The 21,781-nt window shown below is 59.3% G+C and carries 28 protein-coding genes; 15 read left to right on the top strand and 13 right to left on the bottom strand.

What is annotated here, in order from left to right; translation table 11 throughout:
* Positions 1-655: 655 nt before the first annotated feature.
* Positions 656-889 carry a hypothetical protein gene (locus ACZ5WT_RS17435; RefSeq protein WP_464285027.1) on the top strand — a complete coding sequence of 78 codons (234 nt, stop codon included), beginning with the start codon at positions 656-658 and terminating at the stop codon, positions 887-889.
* A 191-nt stretch (positions 890-1,080) separates the two neighbouring features.
* Here ACZ5WT_RS17435 and ACZ5WT_RS17440 read toward each other — a convergent pair whose 3' ends face one another.
* Positions 1,081-1,266: a DUF3008 family protein gene (locus ACZ5WT_RS17440; protein WP_464285028.1), complete on the bottom strand. Its 186-nt coding sequence runs from the start codon at positions 1,264-1,266 to the stop codon at positions 1,081-1,083.
* Between the two features lie 366 nt (positions 1,267-1,632).
* On the opposite strand from ACZ5WT_RS17440, the gene ACZ5WT_RS17445 reads away from it, so the two are divergent.
* Positions 1,633-2,148, top strand: a complete 516-nt coding sequence (locus ACZ5WT_RS17445; protein ID WP_464285029.1) for a hypothetical protein — start codon at positions 1,633-1,635, stop codon at positions 2,146-2,148.
* A 19-nt stretch (positions 2,149-2,167) separates the two neighbouring features.
* On the opposite strand, the gene ACZ5WT_RS17450 is transcribed toward ACZ5WT_RS17445, so the two are convergent.
* Entirely contained in the window at positions 2,168-2,659 is a 492-nt protein-coding gene (locus tag ACZ5WT_RS17450; RefSeq protein ID WP_464285030.1) for a hypothetical protein, read from the bottom strand.
* Between the two features lie 140 nt (positions 2,660-2,799).
* On the opposite strand from ACZ5WT_RS17450, the gene ACZ5WT_RS17455 reads away from it, so the two are divergent.
* Positions 2,800-3,000: a hypothetical protein gene (locus tag ACZ5WT_RS17455; RefSeq protein WP_464284435.1), complete on the top strand. Its 201-nt coding sequence runs from the start codon at positions 2,800-2,802 to the stop codon at positions 2,998-3,000.
* Positions 3,001-3,455: 455 nt separating this feature from the next.
* Here ACZ5WT_RS17455 and ACZ5WT_RS17460 read toward each other — a convergent pair whose 3' ends face one another.
* Together ACZ5WT_RS17460 and ACZ5WT_RS17465 are read right to left on the bottom strand one after the other, a co-directional pair.
* Positions 3,456-3,713: a hypothetical protein gene (locus tag ACZ5WT_RS17460; RefSeq protein ID WP_464285031.1), complete on the bottom strand. Its 258-nt coding sequence runs from the start codon at positions 3,711-3,713 to the stop codon at positions 3,456-3,458.
* The gene (locus ACZ5WT_RS17465) at positions 3,710-4,063 is read right to left on the bottom strand and encodes a hypothetical protein (RefSeq protein ID WP_464285032.1); all 354 of its coding nucleotides are present in this window, start codon (positions 4,061-4,063) and stop codon (positions 3,710-3,712) included. Before ACZ5WT_RS17465 ends, ACZ5WT_RS17460 begins: the two co-directional genes overlap by 4 nt.
* A 240-nt stretch (positions 4,064-4,303) precedes the next feature.
* On the opposite strand from ACZ5WT_RS17465, the gene ACZ5WT_RS17470 reads away from it, so the two are divergent.
* From ACZ5WT_RS17470 to ACZ5WT_RS17500, 7 genes are all read left to right on the top strand, one after another.
* Positions 4,304-4,570: a hypothetical protein gene (locus ACZ5WT_RS17470; RefSeq protein WP_464285033.1), complete on the top strand. Its 267-nt coding sequence runs from the start codon at positions 4,304-4,306 to the stop codon at positions 4,568-4,570.
* 360 nt (positions 4,571-4,930) lie between these two features.
* Complete coding sequence (locus ACZ5WT_RS17475; protein WP_464285034.1) at positions 4,931-5,287, top strand: hypothetical protein; 357 nt, start codon at positions 4,931-4,933, stop codon at positions 5,285-5,287.
* Positions 5,288-5,307: 20 nt separating this feature from the next.
* The gene (locus ACZ5WT_RS17480) at positions 5,308-5,466 is read left to right on the top strand and encodes a hypothetical protein (protein WP_464285035.1); all 159 of its coding nucleotides are present in this window, start codon (positions 5,308-5,310) and stop codon (positions 5,464-5,466) included.
* Positions 5,463-5,675, top strand: coding sequence for a hypothetical protein (locus ACZ5WT_RS17485; protein WP_464285036.1), 213 nt, complete (start codon positions 5,463-5,465; stop codon positions 5,673-5,675). Before ACZ5WT_RS17480 ends, ACZ5WT_RS17485 begins: the two co-directional genes overlap by 4 nt.
* A gap of 297 nt (positions 5,676-5,972) precedes the next feature.
* The gene (locus tag ACZ5WT_RS17490; RefSeq protein ID WP_464285037.1) at positions 5,973-6,341 is read left to right on the top strand and encodes a hypothetical protein; all 369 of its coding nucleotides are present in this window, start codon (positions 5,973-5,975) and stop codon (positions 6,339-6,341) included.
* Between the two features lie 136 nt (positions 6,342-6,477).
* On the top strand, positions 6,478-6,738 hold the full coding sequence (locus ACZ5WT_RS17495; protein ID WP_464285038.1) for a hypothetical protein: 261 nt from the start codon (positions 6,478-6,480) through the stop codon (positions 6,736-6,738).
* Positions 6,739-7,157: 419 nt separating this feature from the next.
* Entirely contained in the window at positions 7,158-7,445 is a 288-nt protein-coding gene (locus tag ACZ5WT_RS17500; protein WP_464285039.1) for a PRC-barrel domain-containing protein, read from the top strand.
* Positions 7,446-7,846: 401 nt separating this feature from the next.
* Here ACZ5WT_RS17500 and ACZ5WT_RS17505 read toward each other — a convergent pair whose 3' ends face one another.
* The 7 genes from ACZ5WT_RS17505 to ACZ5WT_RS17535 form a co-directional block, all read right to left on the bottom strand.
* Positions 7,847-8,797 carry a DMT family transporter gene (locus tag ACZ5WT_RS17505; RefSeq protein ID WP_464285040.1) on the bottom strand — a complete coding sequence of 317 codons (951 nt, stop codon included), beginning with the start codon at positions 8,795-8,797 and terminating at the stop codon, positions 7,847-7,849.
* Positions 8,798-8,909: 112 nt separating this feature from the next.
* A complete protein-coding gene (ehuA, locus tag ACZ5WT_RS17510) occupies positions 8,910-9,689 on the bottom strand; it encodes an ectoine/hydroxyectoine ABC transporter ATP-binding protein EhuA (RefSeq protein ID WP_464285041.1) in 780 nt (259 codons plus the stop codon).
* Between the two features lie 4 nt (positions 9,690-9,693).
* Positions 9,694-10,392 carry an ectoine/hydroxyectoine ABC transporter permease subunit EhuD gene (gene ehuD / locus ACZ5WT_RS17515; RefSeq protein ID WP_464285042.1) on the bottom strand — a complete coding sequence of 233 codons (699 nt, stop codon included), beginning with the start codon at positions 10,390-10,392 and terminating at the stop codon, positions 9,694-9,696.
* Entirely contained in the window at positions 10,389-11,105 is a 717-nt protein-coding gene (locus ACZ5WT_RS17520) for an amino acid ABC transporter permease (protein WP_464285043.1), read from the bottom strand. The genes ehuD and ACZ5WT_RS17520 overlap by 4 nt, the downstream gene beginning before the upstream one ends.
* A gap of 107 nt (positions 11,106-11,212) precedes the next feature.
* Positions 11,213-12,067, bottom strand: a complete 855-nt coding sequence (ehuB, locus tag ACZ5WT_RS17525) for an ectoine/hydroxyectoine ABC transporter substrate-binding protein EhuB (protein ID WP_464285044.1) — start codon at positions 12,065-12,067, stop codon at positions 11,213-11,215.
* A 125-nt stretch (positions 12,068-12,192) separates the two neighbouring features.
* Positions 12,193-12,606, bottom strand: a complete 414-nt coding sequence (locus ACZ5WT_RS17530) for a hypothetical protein (RefSeq protein WP_464285045.1) — start codon at positions 12,604-12,606, stop codon at positions 12,193-12,195.
* A gap of 27 nt (positions 12,607-12,633) precedes the next feature.
* Complete coding sequence (locus ACZ5WT_RS17535) at positions 12,634-13,149, bottom strand: cucumopine synthase-related protein (protein WP_464285046.1); 516 nt, start codon at positions 13,147-13,149, stop codon at positions 12,634-12,636.
* A gap of 247 nt (positions 13,150-13,396) precedes the next feature.
* Between ACZ5WT_RS17535 and ACZ5WT_RS17540 the strand changes: the two genes are divergently transcribed.
* Positions 13,397-14,287 (top strand): LysR family transcriptional regulator, encoded by an 891-nt coding sequence (locus ACZ5WT_RS17540; RefSeq protein ID WP_464285047.1) that lies wholly within the window; start codon positions 13,397-13,399, stop codon positions 14,285-14,287.
* A 9-nt stretch (positions 14,288-14,296) separates the two neighbouring features.
* On the opposite strand, the gene hutC is transcribed toward ACZ5WT_RS17540, so the two are convergent.
* On the bottom strand, positions 14,297-15,010 hold the full coding sequence (hutC, locus tag ACZ5WT_RS17545; RefSeq protein ID WP_464285048.1) for a histidine utilization repressor: 714 nt from the start codon (positions 15,008-15,010) through the stop codon (positions 14,297-14,299).
* A 77-nt stretch (positions 15,011-15,087) separates the two neighbouring features.
* On the bottom strand, positions 15,088-16,434 hold the full coding sequence (locus ACZ5WT_RS17550; protein ID WP_464285049.1) for a formimidoylglutamate deiminase: 1,347 nt from the start codon (positions 16,432-16,434) through the stop codon (positions 15,088-15,090).
* Between the two features lie 102 nt (positions 16,435-16,536).
* Between ACZ5WT_RS17550 and hutI the strand changes: the two genes are divergently transcribed.
* From hutI to hutU, 4 genes are read left to right on the top strand one after another with little or no spacing between them, the layout of a single operon-like run.
* Positions 16,537-17,751: an imidazolonepropionase gene (gene hutI, locus ACZ5WT_RS17555; protein WP_464285050.1), complete on the top strand. Its 1,215-nt coding sequence runs from the start codon at positions 16,537-16,539 to the stop codon at positions 17,749-17,751.
* Positions 17,748-19,283: a histidine ammonia-lyase gene (gene hutH / locus ACZ5WT_RS17560; protein WP_464285051.1), complete on the top strand. Its 1,536-nt coding sequence runs from the start codon at positions 17,748-17,750 to the stop codon at positions 19,281-19,283. Before hutI ends, hutH begins: the two co-directional genes overlap by 4 nt.
* Entirely contained in the window at positions 19,280-20,092 is an 813-nt protein-coding gene (hutG, locus tag ACZ5WT_RS17565; protein ID WP_464285052.1) for an N-formylglutamate deformylase, read from the top strand. Before hutH ends, hutG begins: the two co-directional genes overlap by 4 nt.
* Positions 20,089-21,759, top strand: a complete 1,671-nt coding sequence (hutU, locus tag ACZ5WT_RS17570; protein ID WP_464285053.1) for a urocanate hydratase — start codon at positions 20,089-20,091, stop codon at positions 21,757-21,759. Before hutG ends, hutU begins: the two co-directional genes overlap by 4 nt.
* Positions 21,760-21,781 lie beyond the last annotated feature (22 nt).

The raw sequence follows: 21,781 nt of genomic DNA on the forward strand, positions 1-21,781 counted from the left end.
TCGTCCTGTTGGCAGCCCCACAGCAGCACCGGCAGGACGGTCGAACCAAGATTGGCCGCTGTCCGTAGTGCGGCAATTTCATGCGACCAGAATGATGCTCATTGGCAGTGTGATCGAGGGAAAGTCAGGACACTGGGTGGCCGATGCAAAGCAGCAGTTGCCAGTCATTCAGCAAGGACAGTCGGTTTTCCAAAGCTGACGTGGGCCGAGACGAGCGTCAGCTTCGATTCCGCGCCAACCCTGAGCAGTTCGATTGGGCGATGCCGCTCACCGGGGCCCGACCGCAACCCAGAACCAGGACTTTGGCATTTCCCAATAGTACGTCGGCGTTCCCGACCACCGCGGATAGACTTTCCCCAGGTTTCCCAAGCCATTTGAACGCCGGAGAAAGCTCGAACGGTCCGCGCCCAACCGTCCCAACTTTGCCCGGGAACCGATCCAGTCTTTCAACGTTACTCGGAACGTCCGACATCCTTAGAGCCTTCTGATGTTGGCTCTAATCGTGTCCAAACTGTCCCGGCTCGCGGGCCGGGACCTTTTCGGTACCGGTGAGGAGCCCCACGGGAGATAGGTCCTCCGGCCGCCGAAAAATCGAAACGTACGATCGGTGAAGTACATCATCGTTGGATTTTGAACAGCATTATTGGAGGAACCAATGCTGAACGAAAGCAAGGTTGATACCGTCGCCATCGAAAGAGAGGGGCAGGTCTATTCGGCGGTCTATTTCGTTGAGCACGGGGTACTATATGCGTGCGTTGCCGGGCAGGCAGTCGCGACCGCGTGTACCACCAATCCATATGATCAGACCCGCGCTTTGTTGGAGGCGCGCATTCTGGAAATGGCGGGAAGGCGCGACGATAGCCCCATATTCACACGCTGGAACCGCTGACGCGAAATCAACGTTAGGGACGCCGTGGCGCCTGCTGGACAGCGCTACGGGCGGGGCGCTGCGACCAGCGGTGCCCCGCTCTCTGGCGGCCACCACTTGGGGCTTTGTCTCCGGCCGACCCTGTGACCGCCCGAAGCACTCATGAGCATCCCTGGAACCGTCTCCTGCCAAGTTGGCGTCAAGCTACGGAGTTAGTGCTTAGCAACATGCTCGGGTTTGCCTTTGCGTTTCGTCGAAGCCAGTTTTTCCAGTTCTTCTTCGCTCATCGACATCATCGATTTTGACGCCCCCTTGAGATCTCGTTTGGGCGTATCTCCCCGCTTGGCTGATAATGCAGCGCCGGCGGCTTTTTGTTGTGCTGCGGATTTCGCGGGCATAGCTCATCTCCCAATCTTCATTTCACCTGCGAGAACAACGCGGATAAAACGGGAAGGTTCGGGCCCTACCAGAGGCACCGCGACATGGGCGCGATGAAGCGGCCGGAAACCTAAAAAAATATCTCGGCCGTTGACCGGTCGAGGCGCGCTAGCCGCCACCGGTTAAGGCGGTGGATGCTGGCTTTCCCCAAATGAGCAGGGGGTGGTGTAAGATTATAACGCAATTGGGGAATACTCATCACCCGGTTTGCTAGGCCCAATGGACCCCAGGCTTGGAGCTCGTCCATACACCTGGGCCTAGGGAGGGCCAGCGACCCCCATCAATTGCCCTCCCGCTCCCCGCCTTCAACCGCGAGAGGTTATACTGTGTCTGCTGATTTTGAGCTGCGAGCAATTAAGCAAAGGCTCAGCCTCGAAGAGCAGCATGCAGCCATTATGTCTCGAGTGGCGTCGTTAGAGGCCAGTCTGGCAGAGGCCAAGAACATGCTGGCCCATATCGATGAACTACTGCTTTCAGTGGCGCAGATCATGGGCGATGAGCCAGAAGGCGGCGCAGTACCGTATGAGCCTGTCAGGCGCGCGACGGGAAATCCCAAGAAAGAAGTGATAGCGCAGGAAGTCAGGGATTACCTGAAGGCTGGGGGCAGACCCATGTCTCGCCGGGAACTGTTTCAGCGCCTCTGCAACGACGGAATCACGCTCAGAGGAACAAATCCCGAGGTGGTTCTAAGCACAATGCTCTGGAGAGCGGGCAATATGTTCGGGATCGAGCGCCTGAATTCCGGAGGCTACGCGCTTAAATCTTGGCGACGAAAACGCCAGGCGCACGAACCAACCGAAACCAATGCTGCAGCTCTTCACAGAGAGGGCCCAGATCGTTAGATCTGAGCCCATAATTGAGTTAGGCGCGGTCGTCTACATACACGATAACCGACCCGTCGGCATTGCTCTTCACGGCGACCACATCGTCCGCGGTATGGCCATCGGCCTCCAGCTTCGCCTTGATGGCTGCATTGGCAGCGATATTGGTATGCAGCTTGGTCACTGCTTCCGCGTTAGCTGTCAGCGCCTCGTCGAGTGCTGCAGCTTCGGTGGCGGCATTGCCCTGCAACGACGACAGCAGCACGATGGTGATATTGGCGTCCTCGGCCACGGTGGACAGATCCACGTCTGCAGAGCCTGCGACAGACGATACCACCGAGCCATAAGTCTGGTCGGCTACGCCGCCGGCATTGGCATTAGCCTGTACGTCGGCGCCAACTTTGGCACCCACGGCGGGGGCCTCAACCGTGACACCAGCGCCGGCACCCGCACCTGCATCCTGAGCAAAGGTAGGAACCATGACCGAGGTCAGAAAAGCTGCAGCGGCCGTAATTACGAGGGCGTTCTTCATGTTTCTTCTCCGTTTCTAAAAGCGGTTGAGAAACGGGCTCACGTGTTGATGGTTGCGAATTGTGATCGGCATCACCAACAGCAACCATGAGCTTTGCCGCGCATTGACCTCGACGCACTGTCTTGTTCATGGAGGCTACGATGTCTCGAGATGGCTTGCCGACAGGCGAAGGCACTTCGACCGAGAATGACGTCTTCGACCCGCATCCTGCCACTGAGGAAGACTATGACAAGATTCCGAGCCCCGGTGGGGTCAAGCCGCGCAAGGGGCCGGACATAGGGCCCAATACTTACCTGAACGACGGAAATAAGGTGGTGCGCTCGCCGAAAAAGCCACGCTGATCGGCCTACTTGGACCGCGCTAATGGAACGCAGTCCCTTCCCGCTTCAATGAATGCCGAGGTCTGGAGGCACAAGGCTAGCGGGATAAGGGCGACTGTGGAATGACAAGTTGCCAGAACGTTCTGGCACTTGACGCAAACCGCCTTGGCGGTCGAGCGCATGGAGGATGAAAACAGCCATGGCTTTGTTCAATGCCACGCCGCCACCAGCTCAAGCGCAACGGTAATCGGACGCGCTATCGCATCGGATCGGCTGTCTCGGAAGAAACCAGCGTAGCGACATCGCCTAAGAAGCGAAGCCCGCCCTAACCGGCGGGCTTTTTGCTGGAACCAGAATCCCCGATCAGCGTTTATCGACAAATTAAAGTCAGTGGGCCGCCTGCCCTTCGGCCCATGCCGTACTCTAGCCCCGGTTCGTCACCGGGGCTTTTTGTTTCCTTGTGATGACGGCCGCGCTCACGACCTCGTATTAGCCCCCTTTCCCCGCAGCCGGTCCCAGAGGGCCAGCGGATCCTTGCTGACCAGGCTGACCCAGATCACGAGGTTACGGCCAGAGATGCCGAGGACGCCGGCGATGGCATGAGACCAGTCCCCTGGCAGACTGAGGTTCGACACGATCGCATCGGTGGCCAGTACCGCCAGCACTGCCATAATGATGGAGGCAAGCTGGGTCGAGACTTTGATGCCGAAAAGGGTCTGAATAGGATCGGTCATTGGAACTCCCGCCCAACGCGCGCATAGTTCGCCCGACCGGTGATCTGCACCAGCCCCCGGCCCCGATAGCGGTAGCCGTCGCCGCGGTGCGAGTTGCCCAGCCGCTTGCCGATCTTGGTGCCGGGCTCGTATTTGTCGAAATTCGACTTCGAACCCTGCTCGTAGATGGCCTCGTAGCGCCCGCCTGTCTCGACTAAGGGCGTGGCCAACACATAGGCCAGCCGCTGGAGATTGCCGTCGACATAGCGGGCCCAGGCGTCGAGGATGGCGTTGATGCCTGTCACCTGAGCCTGAGCCAGCTTGCCGCCGAACAGCGACGAGCGCACGGCGTTGAAGAACGCTGCGTTCATGTTGAGCCTCTTGTTATGGGTGGTCGTGACCCCCGGCGAAAGCGGGAGGGGTAAGGCCCGCCGAACGGTCTGGTTAATTCGATCGACTCTCGTCTGGGAGGGGCGTACGCTCCGGTCGGACCGGTCCAAGCCGTGCCCCGCGGGCATCTCTACCCTTGCTGTTTTCCGGGCGTTTCCTGCGCAATCATTCTACGTGTTCCTTCCCCGATACACGGAGGAAGCGGCTGATGGAGCGGTCCCATGTTTACCGAGAATGTCGTCCTCGAAGTTACCGTCACGCATGAGGGCGAAGAGCACAAGGCAACCTACTTCATCGAAAACGGCGTCATCCACGCCAACATCAACGGCAAGAACCTGCGACTGCCACATGGTCGCGCCCCGGTTGAGCAGACGGTAAAAGCCGTGCTGATCGGGATGCTCGAACGGCAGGGCCGGTTAGCAGATAGCCTGAGGGGGTATCAGTCTTCTCAGGAACAAAAGCCCGTTAAGCGCGTTCGCTTGGTGTAGCGCCTGCTGCGGCGCTATGACCTTCGATGTAGTCACTCCGCCCTGCATTCGTGCAGGGCTTTTTTCGCAGCGGTTGGGGGCGATAATGCCGGCGAGTAGCTGTCGCGCGCATTGAGCTTCCTGGGATTGGCGCTGGCCTCATTTGCCTTTGTTTCGGTGATCTCGTGGGCGTTGTGGACGCTGCTTGTGCCTTAGGTAGCAGGGCGTACGAACCGGAACAAAAGCGTGGCCGCCCCGTTGAGTGTAGCCAAGGTGGAGGTTTCCGGCCGTCTTGGTCAGTGCGGCAAGCACAGATGGCTAGAGGCGGTTCTGACGGTTCACTCCTCTAGCCGTCATCTGCACCCAGTCGGGAGCAGCCAAGTGATAGTCCATGTCTTCATTTTGAGGGCGGCCAACGACTCGAAGGCAAGCCTGCTGTTGCTGCCGGACGTCCCAAAGTCGACTGTGCCGCCGCACCTGCGCGCCGCGGATTGGAAATACCTTCTCACCACCTCCACCGATGATGATCTGGTTGGCGGATCATCAATGGCGCTTGAAAAATTGCTGAGACGCGACGGGTATATGCTGTTTCAAGCGCTCACCCCCGTTGATCGCGCATGTTGGGTGGTGGAACCCGACCCGCACCACGGCGTTCAATGCTTAGCGAACCCGCTGGGGCGCTATCACCTTCGACATCGGTTACTCCGCCCCGCATTCGTGCGGGGCTTTTTGTCATAGTCCAGCGTGAGGCCGGCGGCATGACCGGACGAACAGCCCAGGCGATCCGCATTGCGGTGTTTGTGCTCCTGGTGGTGACCGTAATCGCTTTGAGCTTCGCGACCGCTATTGGACTGAGCACCGCCGTTCGCCAGTGGGAAGAGCCCTACTCGGAACCGAAGATGATCTATTCTGTGTGAAAGTGCAGGAAGGCGGGCAAATGCCGAGGAAGAAAATCGAGGTACGCGACGATGACACCCTGATAAGTCGGGCGCCCGTTGATGTCGTTCCCCTGCTCTTCTCGCCCGTGCTCGTCACGCTGCTTGGTGATGTCGTGGTCATCGGCGCACAGCGGCTGCCCAGTTGGCTCGATCCCAGAACAGGTACTGATCGCCTTTATGGGGGATGATGTGGTCAACGCGTAGCCCGACGCGGCGCGGGTTGGCCTGTGGCGTCCCGTCCATTCGCATGGTCGGGTTGAGCAAGCCGCGCGCCTGGCACTTCACACAGTACTGGTTGCCTAGCCGTGCGAGGAAGGCCTTACGGGCACTTTGCCATTTGCTGCCGTAGCCCCGCTCGGCGGTCTTGGCTCGTAGGGCACCAGAATTTGTCGCCAATCACAATTCCTCCCCGCGAGATCCGAGCTATTGGCAGGTGGTCACATTCCCGCTTTAAGTCTCTGCCTGTTCGGTTTTTTGGGGGGGCAATGACAGCCTACAAGAACATTTCGCAGGACTACGCGAAAACCGGGATCAAATCCGTGGCGTTGCTCAACGGTGGCGCAGTGGTCGCTCTAATAACCCAGCTCACAGCATTGTCCTCTATTGCCGGGCCTGTCCTGCTAGCCGGTGTTCTTTGGATCCTTGGGGTTTCATTGGCGGCTGCTGCCTGGTTCGCCGGCCACTTGGCTGCCCAGTGCGTGCTAGTATTTGAGCGTGATGATGCCGACGCAATGCTGGACCGATCCTATTGGTGGATGCACGTTTCCATTGCGACGGTTCTGGGTGGGCTCATTTGCTTCATGACTGGAGCGTTGGGGCTTTTTATCGGCTTTTACGCGGCCCAGTCCGCCTAAGGTCGCTGCAACAGCACGTTATTCCAACCAGGCCGCACGACACTGTTCCTCGCAGTAGGTTTGTTCTACTGCGCAACCTTGATTGAGCATGCAATTGCGGCAACCATACTCAAACTAGTCGCAATGGAGGTGCCGAATGAAGCACGCTCTAGACCGTCTTAAACATTCGATCCACGATCTGCTTCGCGACAAGTCGTTCCTCGACCAGTGCAAGCACCTTGCCCCGGCTGAGATAGCTGCACTTGCTGCCGCGCACTTCAATGCGCGCAAGCTACCTGTCCGCGTCATAGAGGTGACGCCACTAGCTCCGGACCAGGAGTGCAAATACTGTGTTTCGTATGAGTTGGAAGACACCGGCGAGATGAAGGCCCAGCGGTTCTTTCGCCGGGCTATCTGAGGCATCTCCCCTCACTCCTATTGGCTGCAGCCGTCGATAACGTTTGGCAACCACGGTTCCGAAACCTTAGGAACACAATCGGTTCTCGGTCGTTCTCCCCATGTGCCCTGGAGTTGAGACATGCTGACTATTCGGGAAAAACGCAGACGGATCAAAGCGGGAAAGCTGGCCCTATTGGCAATAGCCGCAGTAATTGTTCTGACCCCGAAGGACTTCAACCCTCTCCTGAACATGTCATTCCCTGGCATCGGACAAGCCCTAGCCGCTGAGTAGACCTAGTCGCGGCTCCATGGGCGATTGGCACAGGTGGGCCGCCCATTGATGTCGTTCCTCTGTTCCCCGGCCATGCTCTTCGCAAAACGAGAGGAACGATCCGCTCTCTGAGCGATTGGTTAAGTTCCCACCAACAGGAGGAACACATGGACCACACAAATCACGTTCGCCTATCATCTAGCGAGCTGACGCCCGGTACCCTTGAAGGCGCGACTATCTATGGTGCTGACGATCATAAGGTCGGCAAGGTAGACCATGTTCATGGGAGCTCGACGGTGATTGTCGATGTCGGCGGCTTCCTTGGTATCGGTGCCAAGCCAGTCGCCGTTCCTCTCGCCGACCTGCAGTTCATGCGGGACGAAAACGGCGACGTGCACGCCACGACGACGTGGACCAAGGACCAACTCGAAAAGATGCCTGAACACGAAGACTAAATTAAAGGCCCGGCATTGTGCCGGGGCTTTTTACCTAGCGCTGCGTTTTATCCCAGTGTCGATTGCAGCCCTTTGGGATCCGCCGTCTCAACCTGGCGACCTCGCCACTTGCCTAGGCCAGCGCCGGCCCCAACGGGCCATTCGGCAGATGAGGGATCGAATGTCTGAAATAGAAAAGGCTCGCCGAAGCGAGCCTTGATCTGACGCACTGCGCCAACATACGGAAACTTTGGGGTGAGTTGCCCCGCTCGTCATCCGCATCCGAACGACCGCGGGCCTTGAATACTCCCCTGCATCTTCGAACAGCACCTTGAGCCTTAAAGCAGCATGGCGACCGTGGTACAGCAGGTACGGCTGGCACATGTCTTCCATGCCCCCCCGCACCGGGGCGCCAGGCCAGTTCACGCTAAGCCTGCTTGGTGTCGTCGATGCGCTCCGATGCACGAAATCACGCTGCCTGCAACGAGGAGGAAAGCAATCACCTCCAGCCAGTCCGGCAAACGGCTCTCCCAAACGAAACTATACAGCAAGGCGAAAAGGGTTTCGAACAGGATCATTTGGCCGCCCATCGTCATCGGTAGAAGTCGGCTCATCTTGTTCCACAGACCATTGCCGATGACTGAAGCCAGAAGAGCCACACCGATGGAGACCAGGCCGAACTGCAGCCACTGTTCGACACTGTGCTGGGGCGAATGTATCGCGACAGCTGGCACCATGAGCATTGCCTGGGCGCCGGCGACGACACCCACCAAAAGGCTCCAATCATATGGCGATACCTTTGAAAGCCTAGTCAGCGCTCGGGCATTGAGAACAGCGTAAACTGTCCACGTCACCAGTGCGGCAATGGCGCACAGTAGGCCCATTAGATGGGTTGTCGTGCTCTCGACCGACGCGTCAATTGCATGAAGACCGATCGCACCAGCCCCAGCCAAACAGAGCAACAGCGATGGAATCAGCGCCTTTAGCGTCACCGCATGTGTTTCACGGCTACCGATGATCGTTACCGCGACGGGCAGAAAACCCATTATCAAAGCGGTAATGGCAATGCCGCCCGTCTGAACCGCCGCTGACAGTAGCAGATAGTAGAGGCTGTTTCCGGTCAGCGCCAGAAAAGCCAGCATGAGCCAGTCCCGCCGGCTTAATCCGGCGGTAAGCGGCCGCCACCGCGATGCAAGCAGGGCAACAGATATGAAGCCATAGGCCAGGTATCGACCGACTGCCAGCTCCAGCGGGGAAAAGCCGTAAACCATTTCCGGAGCAACGAAGACAAGCCCCCACACTGCGCCGGCTCCGACGCCGCAGGAAATCCCGGCAATCATGCGGCGGTCGGTGATCCCACCTGCCGAAGCCATGTTCATGGTCCTGACCGACAAGGAATCCGACCTTCCGACATCGCTCTTTTCCCCTGCGGGCCGACCCCTGGAACAGGGTCTGAAGGCTGTCCCGCTGCGGCAGGAAGCAGATTCAGGATTCCAAGACGGCTCGCAGGAACGCCTGCGTACGTGGCTCCTTGGGATTGTCGAAAATCTCGCTGGGACTTCCCTGCTCGATGATCCGGCCACCCTCGAGGAAACACACGCGGTTCGATATCTCTCGGGCAAAGCCCATTTGATGGGTCACGAACAGAATTGTGAAATCGAACTCTTTGGCCAGGTGACGGATCACATTGAGCACTTCACCAACCGTTTCCGGATCGAGCGCGGACGTCACCTCGTCGAACAGCAGAATGTTCGGTTGCATTGCCAGGGCCCGGGCAATGGCAACACGCTGCTGCTGTCCACCGGACAGCTGAATTGGATAGTGGTCTTCTCGATGAGAAAGTCCCACGAGCTTGAGAAGCTCGTGCGCTCTTTCGTAGGCCTCATCCTTGGATAGTTTCAGCACACGCATGGGCGCTTCCGCGATATTGCGGAGTGCGGTCATGTGGGGGAAGAGGTTGAAACTCTGGAACACCATGCCAACCTTTTGCCGGATGCGGCTGACGTCCGCATCGGCCGGCTGAATGGCTTTGCCGCCTTCCTGCCGCCAGAGAAAATCGCCGTCGACAATGACATCACCGGCCTGAATGTCCTCAAGCGTCATCAGCACCCGTAAGATGGTCGACTTTCCAGAGCCGCTGGGTCCGATCAGGGTGACGTGTTCGTTGCGCGCAACATTGAACGAAAGATCCTGAAGGACCTTAAGTTTATTGTACTGCTTGGTCACCGCGCGAAGAGAGATGATATTGTTCTTGGTCGTGCTCATTCGATCAGAACCTTCCTAGCCACTTGTGGCCGACTTTGGCTTCGAGTGTGCGGATTGCCGCGGCAGACACGAGGCTCAGGATAAGGAAAATCACGCCAACGATGGTGATGGGTTCGAGGTAACGGAAATTGTCCATGCTGTAGCCCGTCGCATAGAACATCATTTCGGCAACGCCGATCGAGGCGAGAAGAGGAGAGTCCTTGAACATCAGGATGAGAAAGTTGCCCAAGGCAGGGATCATTGGGGGCGCCATCTGCGGAAGGATCACGTGGCGGTAGGTATCGAGCTTGCCGAAACCCAATGCTGTAATCGCGTCCCACTGGCCCTGGTGAATCGAATTCAGAGCCGATCGATAGGCCTCGGACATGTAGCAGCCATAGTGGATGGTGAGCGCCAGAATGCCTGTGGTGACGGGTTCCAAACGGATGCCGACATTAGGCAGGACATAGAAATAGAAGTAGATCTGCACCAGGATGGGAGTGGAGCGAACGAAGTCGATTGCCCCGCCTGCAAGCCATCGTACAGGTGCAAGTGCCGACCGTCTGAGCAGAAGGAGCGGAAATCCGACGAGAACCGCGCAGATCCATCCAGCCAGCGTGACGCCAACGGTGATCGTCGCGCCGCGCAGCAGCAGCGGCAGCAGTTCCGCGACGACGTTGAAGTCGAAATATTCAGTGCTGATGAGGTCGAGCCAATAGGTCATTGCGACACCACCCCCTTCACACGGGAAATACGGTCAGGACTTTTCCAGTAGCCGACCCGCCGCTCGATCCGGCGCATGATGAAGGTCACAATCTGGGACAGGAGGAAGTAGATGATGAGCAGGATGGTGAACACCGAAAAGGCGTTGACCGAATAGGTCGCCACATTGATGGAAATGCCGGCCTCCGTGAGATCATGCACGGCAATCAGCGAGGCCAGGGAGGTCGCTTTGAGCAGCATGATGGCGTCATTGCCGAAGAGCGGCATCATTGCAACCAGCGCCTGTGGGAAGATGACATAGCGCATGCGCTGAAATTTGCTCATGTTGAGCGCAACGGCAGCATCCGTTTGGCCTTTGGGAATGGCGCGGATCGTGCTGCGCACATATTCCGACGCGTAAGCACCGTGAACCAGGGCCAGGGCAAAAACGGCGGCCTCCGTGGCTCCCAATGTGAAGCCAACGATGGGAAGCGCGAAATACAGCCAGAAAAGCGTGACATAGGTCGAAACCCCACGAAATGTCTCGACGAATATGTTGGCAGCGACCCGGATGGGCGTGAAACTTGAGAGCCTTGCAAGGCCCATGGTCAAGGCAACCACCAGCTCCAGGACGAGCGTCATGGCGAACAGCCGACACGTCTCGAGTGTGCCCCGGAGCAGCAGGATACCCCACGTCTGAAGCAAGGTGTAAATGGACGTCAGGAAGTCGATCACAGCGGTGGCCTTCGAAAAGGGAGTCATAGATCGCCCGGCTTGCCAGGCGCAAGTGCTGTCCGCGGGCGCCGGCACAGGTCATGCCGACGCCCGCGTGCACTTGTCGACTACGAACCGCAGAGGCTTGCGGTCGTCACGTCCGCGGACGGGAGCTGGGCGGCAGACAGACCATACTTCTCGAGAATGGCAATATGCTCGGGCGAGCCCCGGAACTTCAGGAATTCGGCATTGAAGACTTCCACCAGGTGAGCATCTTCCTTACGGAAGCCGAAAGCGGAGAAGTGGACGACCGGCTTCCCGTCGACGACTGCGGTCTCGAAAGGATCGGCAACCTGGAAGTTGGTCCCGCCGGTCTCGTTGATGATGCGCGCCGCAGTGGTCACGGTCATCATGGTGGCGTCGACACGACCCGACGTCAGGGCACCAACCGTTTCAGCGAAGTCGGGAAATTCGACGATCTGTTCTTCGGGCACGCCAACGGCGCGAACCGTCTTAGCTGCTGCGCCACCCTGCAGCACGGCAATACGGGCACCAGACGAGATGACGTCTTCGAAGCTGTGGATTTCCTTGGGATTGCCCGGAGGGACCACAAGCGTATCGCCAAACATCATATCGGGCTCGGAGAAAGCGACTTCCGAGCAGCGATCCGGGCGCACTGCCATGCCGGCAGCGACCACGTCGAACCGATTGGCGGTCAGGCCGGGAATGAGGGAACCGAAGCGAACGATAACGCCGTCGAATTCCTGCACACCAATGCGGCTGAAAATTTCCTGGCCGACATCATAGACGACGCCCTGGATATCGCCCGTAGGGCTGCGATAGGCGTAAGGGGCTTCGTTGGCAAAGCCCACGTAGAGCGTTCCGCCCTCATTGAGGCGGTCAAGTGTCTCCGCGGCACCGGCGCTCGAGGCCACCAATGCGCTTAAAGCCGTCCCGGCAAGCAGTTTGTATGCGGTATTCATCGTCGTTCCCTTCCACGGTTGTGACGTTAAACTCGTCTATACATCCGCACCCAGACACGTTTCCGAGACTGAATATGCCAGTCTCTACGCGTTCCCTCCTGGGTGCGGAAGCTCTTGTCTGAGTGCTACTGCACCACGCTGATGTCGGCGAATACCGGACGGCCCGGTCCCTTGCGGAAAAGCTCGGCCACGGCGCGACCTGCCTTCTCGACATCTTCCATATCTTCGTCGCTGATCTTACCCCAGGTATTCACATCGCCGGGCTCGGAGAAGCCGCCATAGGGGACGATGCCCAGTTGGCCATTCGCGTAGATGTACATTTGACCGCGGGTACGGGGCTGCGGGTTTTCGAAAGTCGTGCAGACCACGGGCAGTGCGAACCCGATGTTGTCGCCCGAAATCACGGAGTGCCAGCTAATCGAGCGCAGCGGCAGCGTGTCCACCACGGCCTGGCAAAGAATGGGGGCCTGGTCCCACAGCAGTTCGATCCGCGCCTTGCAGTTGAATTCTTTCCACTCGATGAGGAGGTGCTTGGTCATTAAACTCTGCCTTATAGGAATTTCGTCTTACTTGAGGAGCTGCTGCATCTTGGCGACACGATCTGTATCGACCTGCTCAAACACCGCGCCGAGCGACCACGGGAAGTAAACGTGGAGCCACCAGTGGAGGATGTTCTGGTAGGTAAAGTAGCTACCAAGAAGCGCCTTGAACTCTTCGCGCGTCGTCACGCTGTCCAGTGCGGCGATGATGTCCTCTGCAAAGCTCTCCGCCTTGGGAGCAAGGACGTAGCCGACGAACATCGGGGCGCGAAAGCCAACCACGAAGTGTTCCTTGGTGAGCTCCTTCAGGGCCTCAAGCGAGACTTTCTCGTTGTCGGCGCCCTTGACGAGGCCATACACAACATGTTCGCCGAGAGCCAAGGTGTATGTGAGCGCAAAAACCAGCGTTGAGAAGTATTGACCGAATGAGCCTGCCTCCATATGGCAGATACCCATACGCAGACGGGTGATATCATCGCTCTCTACAGACCAGATGCTTTTAACTTCCTGATCGATATTATTTTTAACATCAGCCCAATTCATTTCGGCCGTCTCCTTTTATTTACAGAACTGTCGACACGTCCGCGTCCGACATATTTCTGTAAAAAAAGCTACGGCCTCCCCCAACCTATTGTCCAAGACTTTTGATGACTGCTATCTATAGCGATAAGATATCAATCAGGCGAGCACGCTGCCTGTTTTGGAGGCACTAGTTTGGCCACCAATTTCCTTTGAACGTAGAGCGTTACGCCGCTTCGGCGTTCCACTTTGAAGCCGGGGAGTTTTCGGTATGGAATTGTTTCAGCTGCGTTATTTTCTGGCGGTCGCAGAGCACCTCAGCTTCACTGTGGCTGCCAAATCTTTGCATCTTTCGCAGCCACCATTGTCCCATCAGATCCGGCAGCTAGAGGCCGAACTTGGCGGTGAGCTGTTTCAGCGAAGCAGTCGGTCTGTCCGGCTGACCGACTTGGGCGAGGCTTTTCTTCCTCGCGCGCGCAGCATCGTCGTTCAAATGGAAGACGCCGCGAAGGAAATTCGGGCCCGAACCGGACTTGAAAAGGGTATTCTGCGGGTAGGCGCATCCGGAGCGCTTGCCTACCATCTGCTGCCACTGCTCATTGCTGAGTATCGCAACCTGTACCCGAATATCGATCTTCAGATCTTCGAACACCGCACGCCCCGCCTGCTCGAGGCAGCCGAGCGGCACGAGATCGATGTGGCATTGATCCGACTGCCACACGACCAGACCAAGCTTTCAATCACCATACTGCGGGACGAATCCCTCCTGGCGGCCCTGCCACCCAATCATCCGCTTGCGAACCAGGACTCGATAAAGCTGCGGCAACTAGCAGATGAGTCATTCATCCTGATCAGCAATCGCAGTGAGCCGTTTCACAATCTGGTTCTTCAGCTATGCAGGAACCAGTCGTTTCAACCAAACATCATCTGCTCTGGCACCGAGTATGCCACGGCCTGCCGGCTGGTCGGCTTGGGTGTGGGTGTCAGCATACTGGCTGAAATGGGAAGCAAGCTCCACGTCGATCCGTCGCCCGCATTTGTCAGGATAGATGACAGCAATGCGGTTAGCCCGATCGGCCTGCTCAGCCGCCCCTATGATGAGCTGTCCCAGCCAGCCAAGGCATTCTTCACCCTTGCAATTGCTCTGAGCAGGGAGGCCTGACGCAAGCCCCTACTGAGAGGGCCTGAATGTGGCGACCAGCGTATGGCGGTCGCCCGGATAGGTTAACTCGACATAGGTCACGGGCGCCGAGGACGCCCAGGTTCGTCGTTCAATGATCAGGCAGCTCGTACCTTCTGCTATTCCCAGCGCCGTCGCGACGAGAGGCGCTGCACTGCCGGCATGAATCCGATGCTCGGCGGACGTCCATGGCACACGACTCAACAGCCATTGCGAGGGAGGCACGGACACGAAATCTGCCTCTCTGGCGTCGGGCACTGTACGCAGGTCGATGAGGCGTCGTTCAAGGCAGAAGGGCCTGCCGTCCGCCGTGTGAACACAGGCGATATCCAGAAGCGGTTGACCTTTTTCCGTATCGATCAGCTTGATGTCATTCGCCGTAGCCTTGCGGCTGGTTGTCTGTAATATCCGGAAATTATATTCCAGATCGAGCGATATGACCTCGCGGCGGATGTCGCCGATCTCGAGGACAGCTGCCTGCGTCTGAGGTTGGCGGACAAAGCTGCCCTTCTTCTTTGTCCGCTCGATCAGGCCGTCACGCGCCAGTTGGGTGAGAACCTTGTTCACAGTCATCCGCGAGACGCCATAATGGCTGGCGAGATCAATCTCATAGGGAATGCGCTCGCCAACCGGCCATTCGCCGGAAACGATCTTGTGCTGGATGTCGCTGACGATCTTTTGGTGGAGGGTCGGAGCGTCGACCATACGCCTGCCCTCTTCGATTCTTGTCACCTTTGGGCACGCACCCGCAATCAATGGATGCGCCACAGATACAGCCATTCTTACGTCGACACTAGTCGGCCCATGACCTTGTTAAAGCGCTTGCGTATCGCATCGCCATTCCGGTGCCGGCCACCTTCAACCACCTTGCAGCCACCGACCCAAACGTCCCGGATGCGCACGCCTGAACCGAACACGAATGAATCCAGAATGTTTTCCAGGGCAAGATATGGCGCCGAGGCGACGTCAAGCGAGACCAGGTCCGCTGGGGCGCCAGCAGTGATCATGCCATCCCCCCCAAGTGCATGCGCACCGCCCGAAGCCGCTCCCAGGATCAAAGCCTCCGCTGTGGAGCCATTGGGCCTGGCAAAGACATTTCGACCCCGAGTTACATAGCGCTGGCTGTATTCCAGCTGCCTCAGCTCGTCGGCGAGAGAGATCTGGATGTTGGAGTCGCTCCCCACGCCATATCGCCCCCCCGCTGCCGTGAACTCGACGGCGCGGAAAATACCATCCCCCAAATTTGCCTCGGTGATCGGGCAAAGGCCCGCCACCGCGCCCCTTGTGGCCATCGCGGCGACTTCGGAGTCGTTGAGATGGGTCGCATGGATCAGGCACCAATTGCTGGTGACATCGATGTTTGCCAGCAGCAGTTCGACAGGTCGCGCCCCGGTCGCCGCGAGGCAGTCTTCCACCTCAAGCACCTGTTCGGCCACATGGATGTGAGTTGGCCCGTCATGCGGCAGCGCGACGATCTGGCGAATCTCCGAAAGGGTGGCAGCTCTGAGACTGTGCGGTGCAACGCCGATGCGTCCACCCTTTACCTGCCTCGTGGCGGCACGGCTTGCCGACAGCAGCTTCTCGAACCGATCGATGTCGTTGATGAAACGACGCTGACCCTCTGACGGTGGCTTGGGGCCAAACCCTGCATGGGCATAAAAGACCGGCAGAAGGGTAAGTCCAATGCCTGCGTCGAGGCTGGCAGCGACGATGCGTTCCGCCATTTCGGCAACATTGGCATAGGGGGAACCGTCCTTGTCGTGATGGAGGTAGTGGAACTCGCCAACACGCGTGAAGCCGCCCTCCAACATTTCCACGTAAAGCTGCGCGGCTACCGCTTCCACGTCGTCGGGCGTCATCGAGAGCGCCAGCTTGTACATGGTCGTGCGCCAGCTCCAGAAACTGTCATTGTCCGAACCGCGGCGCTCCGCGAGGCCCGCCATGGCGCGCTGGAAGGCATGGCTGTGCAGATTGGCCACGCCCGGTAGCAGCATGGTGTGCCGCTCATCGGAAGGCTGAGCGTTTTCGCCTGTCGATATCGAGGATATCTGGCCGTTTTCGACTTCAATCCGAACGTCGCGCGCAACACCTTCCGGCAATAGGGCGGCTGATGCGTATAGCGTGGTCATGGAGGAGCTCCCGGTCAAAAGCACAGGGGTTGATGGAAATCCACTTGCCAGTGCATTTTTTATGTCTATACATGTTAATACTCAAACAGAGGCGGTGATGCAATGCCTGCGCAAGCTGGATCGGTTCTTTGGCGAAACTGTCGCCTGGCGACCATGGTCATGGGACAGCCGCTCATCGACGACGGCGCGCTGCTGACCAGCGGTGGCCGCATTACCTATGTCGGCCCTTCGGCCGGCCTCCCCGACATTGCCTCGAATACCGAGATCATTGACCTTGGCGACCGGCTCGTCACCCCCGGCCTGATCGATTGCCATACCCACCTGGTCCATGGTGGCAATCGTGCCCGCGAGTTTGAGATGCGTCTCAACGGAGCCACCTATCTCGAGATAGCCCAGGCCGGCGGCGGCATCATTTCAACGGTCAGCGCAACGCGGGCGCTCTCGGTTGACATGCTTGTGGCGCAGGCCCTGCCGAGACTCGACACGCTTTTGGCAGAGGGCATCTGCACCATCGAGATAAAGTCGGGATATGGCCTCACGATCGAGGCGGAACTCAACATGCTGCGAGCCGCGCGGGCGCTCGAGCAGGTCCGGCCCATAAGGGTTTCGACAAGCTACTTGGCCGCTCATGCCCTGCCCGAGGCCTATAAAGGCAGGGGTGACGCCTATATCGATGAGATTGTTCTGCCCGGCCTGCGCCTCGCCCATGCCGAACGCCTTGTCGATGCCGTCGATGGCTTCTGCGAGACGATTGCCTTTTCACCGGAACAGTTGGCGCGCGTTTTTGATGCAGCAAGAGGCCTTGGTCTGCCGGTCAGATTGCATGCCGAGCAGCTGAGCTGGCTCGGTGGCACACAGCTGGCGGCCAGATATGGCGCATTGTCTGCCGATCATCTCGAATACATCACCGACGACGATGCGCAGGCCATGTCTGCCAGCGGTACCGTAGCCGTACTTCTGCCCGGCGCCTTCTATGCCATCCGCGAAACGAGGAAACCGGACGTGGACGCCCTTCGGCGTCATACTGTTCCCATGGCGGTCGCCACCGATTGCAATCCCGGCACGTCTCCGCTGACCTCGCTGCTGCTGACCATGAACATGGCGGCCACGCTCTTCGGGCTCACCGTTGACGAATGCCTTGCAGGCGTCACGCGACATGCTGCCACGGCCCTCGGTCTCCAGCACGAGACCGGAACGCTGCAGATCGGCAAGTCGGCGGACTTCTCCGTCTGGAACTGCGAATTGCCCGCCGAACTCGTCTATCGGATCGGCTTCAATCCCCTTCACACACGTATCCACAGAGGTATCAATCTATGACGCTCACCCTCACTCCCGGCGAGGTCTCCCTCGACACTCTCGCAACCATCTATTGGACGGGTGAGCCGGCTGTGCTCAATCCCGACGCCTATGACGCCGTCCGCCGCGGTGCCGCCCGGATCGCAGCGATCGCGGCCGGCACAGAACCTGTCTATGGGGTCAATACAGGCTTCGGCAAGCTTGCCTCGATCAAGATCGCCGTGGAAGACGTTGCCACCCTGCAGCGCAACCTCATCCTGTCCCATTGCTGCGGCGTCGGCGCGCCTCTTCCCGAGAACGTCGTGCGGCTGATCATGTCGCTCAAGCTCATTTCCATGGGCCGCGGCGCATCGGGCGTCCGCTTCGAGATCATCAGGCTCATCGAGGACATGCTTGTCCAGGGCGTCATTCCGGTCATCCCCGAGAAGGGATCTGTTGGCGCATCGGGCGATCTGGCGCCGCTCGCCCATTTGGCGGCGGTGATGATGGGCGAAGGGGAGGCCTATTTTCAGGGCGAAAAGCTCGAGGGTGGCCAGGCTCTCCTGCGGGCTGGCCTCGAGCCGGTCGTGCTGGCAGCCAAGGAAGGTCTGGCTCTGATCAACGGTACGCAGACCTCGACCGCGCTCGCGCTGGCCGGCCTCTTCCGTGCGCATCGCGCAGCACAGGCCGCGCTGGTGACCGGCGCCCTGTCCACAGACGCGGCCATGGGCTCGTCGACCCCCTTCCATCCCGACATCCATACCTTGCGTGGCCATCAGGGTCAGATCGATGCCGCAAGCGCTCTTCGCACCCTGCTCCAGGGCTCGGAGATCCGCGAGAGCCACATTGAAGGCGATGAACGCGTGCAGGACCCCTATTGCATCCGCTGCCAACCTCAAGTTGACGGCGCATGTCTCGACCTCCTCCGGTCCGCCGCAAACACCCTGGTGATCGAGGCCAATGCAGTGACCGACAATCCGCTGGTCCTCGATGATGGCTCCGTCGTTTCAGGCGGCAACTTCCATGCCGAGCCTGTGGCCTTTGCCGCAGATCAGATCGCGCTGGCCGTCTGCGAACTTGGCGCGATCTCCCAGCGTCGCATCGCGCTGCTGGTTGATCCGGCTCTCTCTTACGGCCTCCCCGCCTTCCTTGCCAAGAAGCCGGGCCTCAACTCGGGCCTCATGATTGCCGAGGTGACTTCGGCCGCGCTGATGAGCGAAAACAAGCAGATGTCGCATCCGGCGTCGGTGGATTCGACCCCGACTTCGGCGAACCAGGAGGACCACGTGTCGATGGCCTGCCACGGTGCGCGTCGCCTGCTGCAGATGACGGACAATCTCTACGGCATCATCGGCATCGAGGCCCTTACCTCCGTTCAGGGCGTCGACCTGCGCGGGCCGCTGCGGACCGGTACCGAATTGCTCAAGGCTCGCGCGGCACTGCGAAACGTCGTGCCGGAGCTGGAAGTCGATCGCTACATGGCGCCTGAACTGGAAGCGGCCATCAGCCTTGTTGCCAATGGCACGCTGACGGGGGCGATCAGGCCTGGCGTGCTGCCGGGCCTGCGCGCATGACCGAAGTTTTCGAACTTCATTCGGGGACCTCGCCGGTGATTCTGGGTTTCCCCCACACCGGTACCGATGTGCCAACCGACATATGGGCTGCACTCAACGGCACGGGTCAGGCCCTGACCGATACCGATTGGCACATTCATGAACTTTACGCCGGGCTTTTGCCCGGCGCATCGACCATACGCGCTCTGTTTCACCGCTATGTCATTGATGCCAATCGCGATCCCGCGGACGTCAGCCTCTATCCCGGACAGAACACGACCAGCCTCGTCCCGGAAACCGATTTCGACGGCAATGCGATCTGGAATCCCGGAATGGTCCCCGACGCAGACGAGATCAACCGGCGACGCTTGCGCTTTCACATGCCCTACCACACGGCCTTTGCAGCGGAGGTGGAGCGCGTCAGATCGATACATGGCATGGCAATCGTCTTCGACTGCCATTCCATCCGTTCGCTCATACCGTTCTTGTTTGAAGGCAAGCTACCAGACTTCAACATCGGCACTGTGGGCAGCACCAGCTGCGCAGCGTCCATCGAGCGGGCAGCCATCGACGTGGCGGAGGCCGCATCGGATTACACATCGGTCCTCAACGGTCGCTTCCGCGGCGGCTGGACAACCCGTCATTATGGCCGTCCCAAGAATGGCGTGCATGCCATCCAGCTGGAACTGGCCCAGGACACCCATCTCATCCGCGAGGAGCAGCCGTTCGAACTGTCTTCGGCTAAGGCGGAGCGGCTGCGGCCCCACCTCGGCGCAATGCTCAAGCGTATCGAATCCCTCGCCCATACCCTCGTGAAGGAACAATCATGACCGATCCTCGTCACAATACCCGCGTGGTCCGTTCACCCCACGGCACCGAACTGCGCGCCAAGAGCTGGCTGACCGAAGCCCCGCTGCGCATGCTGATGAACAATCTCGATCCCGAGGTTGCCGAAAACCCGAATGAGCTGGTGGTCTATGGCGGGATCGGCCGCGCCGCCCGGACCTGGCAGGACTTTGACCGCATCGTTGCCGCTCTGGAAAAGCTCGAGTCGGATCAGACCCTGCTGGTGCAATCGGGCAAGCCGGTTGGCGTATTCCGCACCCATGCAGACGCGCCGCGCGTCCTGATCGCCAATTCCAACCTCGTGCCCCATTGGGCCACCTGGGACCATTTCAACGAACTCGATAAGAAGGGCCTGGCCATGTATGGCCAGATGACTGCCGGCTCCTGGATCTATATCGGCACCCAGGGCATCGTCCAGGGTACCTACGAAACCTTCGTCGAGGCGGGTCGCCAGCATTATGAAGGCAGCCTCAAGGGCAAGTGGGTTCTGACCGGCGGCCTTGGCGGCATGGGTGGCGCGCAGCCTCTGGCTGCCGTGATGGCCGGTGCCTGCTGCCTCGCCGTCGAATGCAACCCCGACTCCATCGATTTCCGCCTGCGGACGCGTTACCTCGATGAGAAAGCCGAGACGCTTGACGAGGCTCTGGCTTTGATTGCGAAGTGGACGGCAGCTGGCGAAGCCAAGTCGGTGGGCCTGCTCGGCAATACGGCCGATATTCTGCCTGAGATGGTGCGTCGCGGCATTCGCCCCGATATCGTCACCGACCAGACATCTGCCCACGACCCCATCAACGGTTATCTGCCGAAGGGCTGGAGCATGGCCGAATGGCGGGAAAAGCGCGAAAGCGATCCCAAGGCCGTGGAAAAGGCCGCTCGCGCCTCCATGCGGGAGCATGTCGAAGCCATGGTCGCCTTCCACGAAGCCGGCATCCCCACCCTCGACTACGGCAACAACATCCGACAGGTCGCCAAGGACGAGGGGCTTGAGAACGCCTTTGCTTTCCCCGGATTCGTCCCGGCCTATATCCGTCCGCTGTTCTGTCGCGGTGTCGGACCGTTCCGCTGGGCCGCCCTGTCGGGCGATCCGGAGGATATCTACAAGACCGACGCGGCAATGAAGAAGCTCTTCCCCGAGAATGAGCATCTGCATCGCTGGCTCGACATGGCTCGGGAGCGCATTGCCTTCCAGGGCCTTCCGGCCCGGATCTGCTGGATCGGCCTGGGCGACCGCCATCGCGCCGGTCTGATGTTCAACGAAATGGTGGCATCCGGTGAGCTTAAAGCCCCCATCGTCATCGGCCGCGATCATCTGGACTCGGGGTCGGTAGCCTCGCCCAATCGCGAGACTGAGGCGTTGAAGGATGGCTCCGACGCCGTTTCCGACTGGCCCTTGCTCAACGCCCTGCTCAACACGGCTTCGGGTGCCACATGGGTTTCGCTGCATCACGGTGGTGGCGTTGGCATGGGCTTTTCCCAGCACTCGGGCATGGTGGTGGTGGCCGATGGCACACAGGATGCCGCACGGCGGCTGGAGCGCGTGCTGTGGAACGACCCGGCCACGGGCGTGATGCGCCATGCCGATGCCGGCTACGATATCGCCACCGACTGGGCACGCCAGCAGGGTCTGGATCTGCCGGGCATTCTGGACTGATCTGAAACGGGCGGGTCTCCCC

This window comes from Devosia sp. T2-14, from assembly GCF_055397495.1.

Coding starts and splice junctions, on each gene's coding strand:
- ACZ5WT_RS17480 (WP_464285035.1), top strand. CDS start 5,308: ATGACCGGACGAACAGCCCAGGCGATCCGCATTGCGGTGTTTGTGCTC.
- ACZ5WT_RS17550 (WP_464285049.1), bottom strand. CDS start 16,434: ATGACCACGCTATACGCATCAGCCGCCCTATTGCCGGAAGGTGTTGCG.
- ACZ5WT_RS17455 (WP_464284435.1), top strand. CDS start 2,800: ATGTCTCGAGATGGCTTGCCGACAGGCGAAGGCACTTCGACCGAGAAT.
- ACZ5WT_RS17450 (WP_464285030.1), bottom strand. CDS start 2,659: ATGAAGAACGCCCTCGTAATTACGGCCGCTGCAGCTTTTCTGACCTCG.
- ehuA (WP_464285041.1), bottom strand. CDS start 9,689: ATGAGCACGACCAAGAACAATATCATCTCTCTTCGCGCGGTGACCAAG.
- ACZ5WT_RS17440 (WP_464285028.1), bottom strand. CDS start 1,266: ATGCCCGCGAAATCCGCAGCACAACAAAAAGCCGCCGGCGCTGCATTA.
- ehuD (WP_464285042.1), bottom strand. CDS start 10,392: ATGACCTATTGGCTCGACCTCATCAGCACTGAATATTTCGACTTCAAC.
- ehuB (WP_464285044.1), bottom strand. CDS start 12,067: ATGAATACCGCATACAAACTGCTTGCCGGGACGGCTTTAAGCGCATTG.
- hutI (WP_464285050.1), top strand. CDS start 16,537: ATGCCTGCGCAAGCTGGATCGGTTCTTTGGCGAAACTGTCGCCTGGCG.
- hutU (WP_464285053.1), top strand. CDS start 20,089: ATGACCGATCCTCGTCACAATACCCGCGTGGTCCGTTCACCCCACGGC.
- ACZ5WT_RS17460 (WP_464285031.1), bottom strand. CDS start 3,713: ATGACCGATCCTATTCAGACCCTTTTCGGCATCAAAGTCTCGACCCAG.
- ACZ5WT_RS17495 (WP_464285038.1), top strand. CDS start 6,478: ATGAAGCACGCTCTAGACCGTCTTAAACATTCGATCCACGATCTGCTT.
- hutG (WP_464285052.1), top strand. CDS start 19,280: ATGACCGAAGTTTTCGAACTTCATTCGGGGACCTCGCCGGTGATTCTG.
- ACZ5WT_RS17505 (WP_464285040.1), bottom strand. CDS start 8,797: ATGGCTTCGGCAGGTGGGATCACCGACCGCCGCATGATTGCCGGGATT.
- ACZ5WT_RS17500 (WP_464285039.1), top strand. CDS start 7,158: ATGGACCACACAAATCACGTTCGCCTATCATCTAGCGAGCTGACGCCC.
- ACZ5WT_RS17470 (WP_464285033.1), top strand. CDS start 4,304: ATGTTTACCGAGAATGTCGTCCTCGAAGTTACCGTCACGCATGAGGGC.
- ACZ5WT_RS17490 (WP_464285037.1), top strand. CDS start 5,973: ATGACAGCCTACAAGAACATTTCGCAGGACTACGCGAAAACCGGGATC.
- ACZ5WT_RS17540 (WP_464285047.1), top strand. CDS start 13,397: ATGGAATTGTTTCAGCTGCGTTATTTTCTGGCGGTCGCAGAGCACCTC.
- hutH (WP_464285051.1), top strand. CDS start 17,748: ATGACGCTCACCCTCACTCCCGGCGAGGTCTCCCTCGACACTCTCGCA.
- hutC (WP_464285048.1), bottom strand. CDS start 15,010: ATGGTCGACGCTCCGACCCTCCACCAAAAGATCGTCAGCGACATCCAG.
- ACZ5WT_RS17435 (WP_464285027.1), top strand. CDS start 656: ATGCTGAACGAAAGCAAGGTTGATACCGTCGCCATCGAAAGAGAGGGG.
- ACZ5WT_RS17535 (WP_464285046.1), bottom strand. CDS start 13,149: ATGAATTGGGCTGATGTTAAAAATAATATCGATCAGGAAGTTAAAAGC.
- ACZ5WT_RS17465 (WP_464285032.1), bottom strand. CDS start 4,063: ATGAACGCAGCGTTCTTCAACGCCGTGCGCTCGTCGCTGTTCGGCGGC.
- ACZ5WT_RS17530 (WP_464285045.1), bottom strand. CDS start 12,606: ATGACCAAGCACCTCCTCATCGAGTGGAAAGAATTCAACTGCAAGGCG.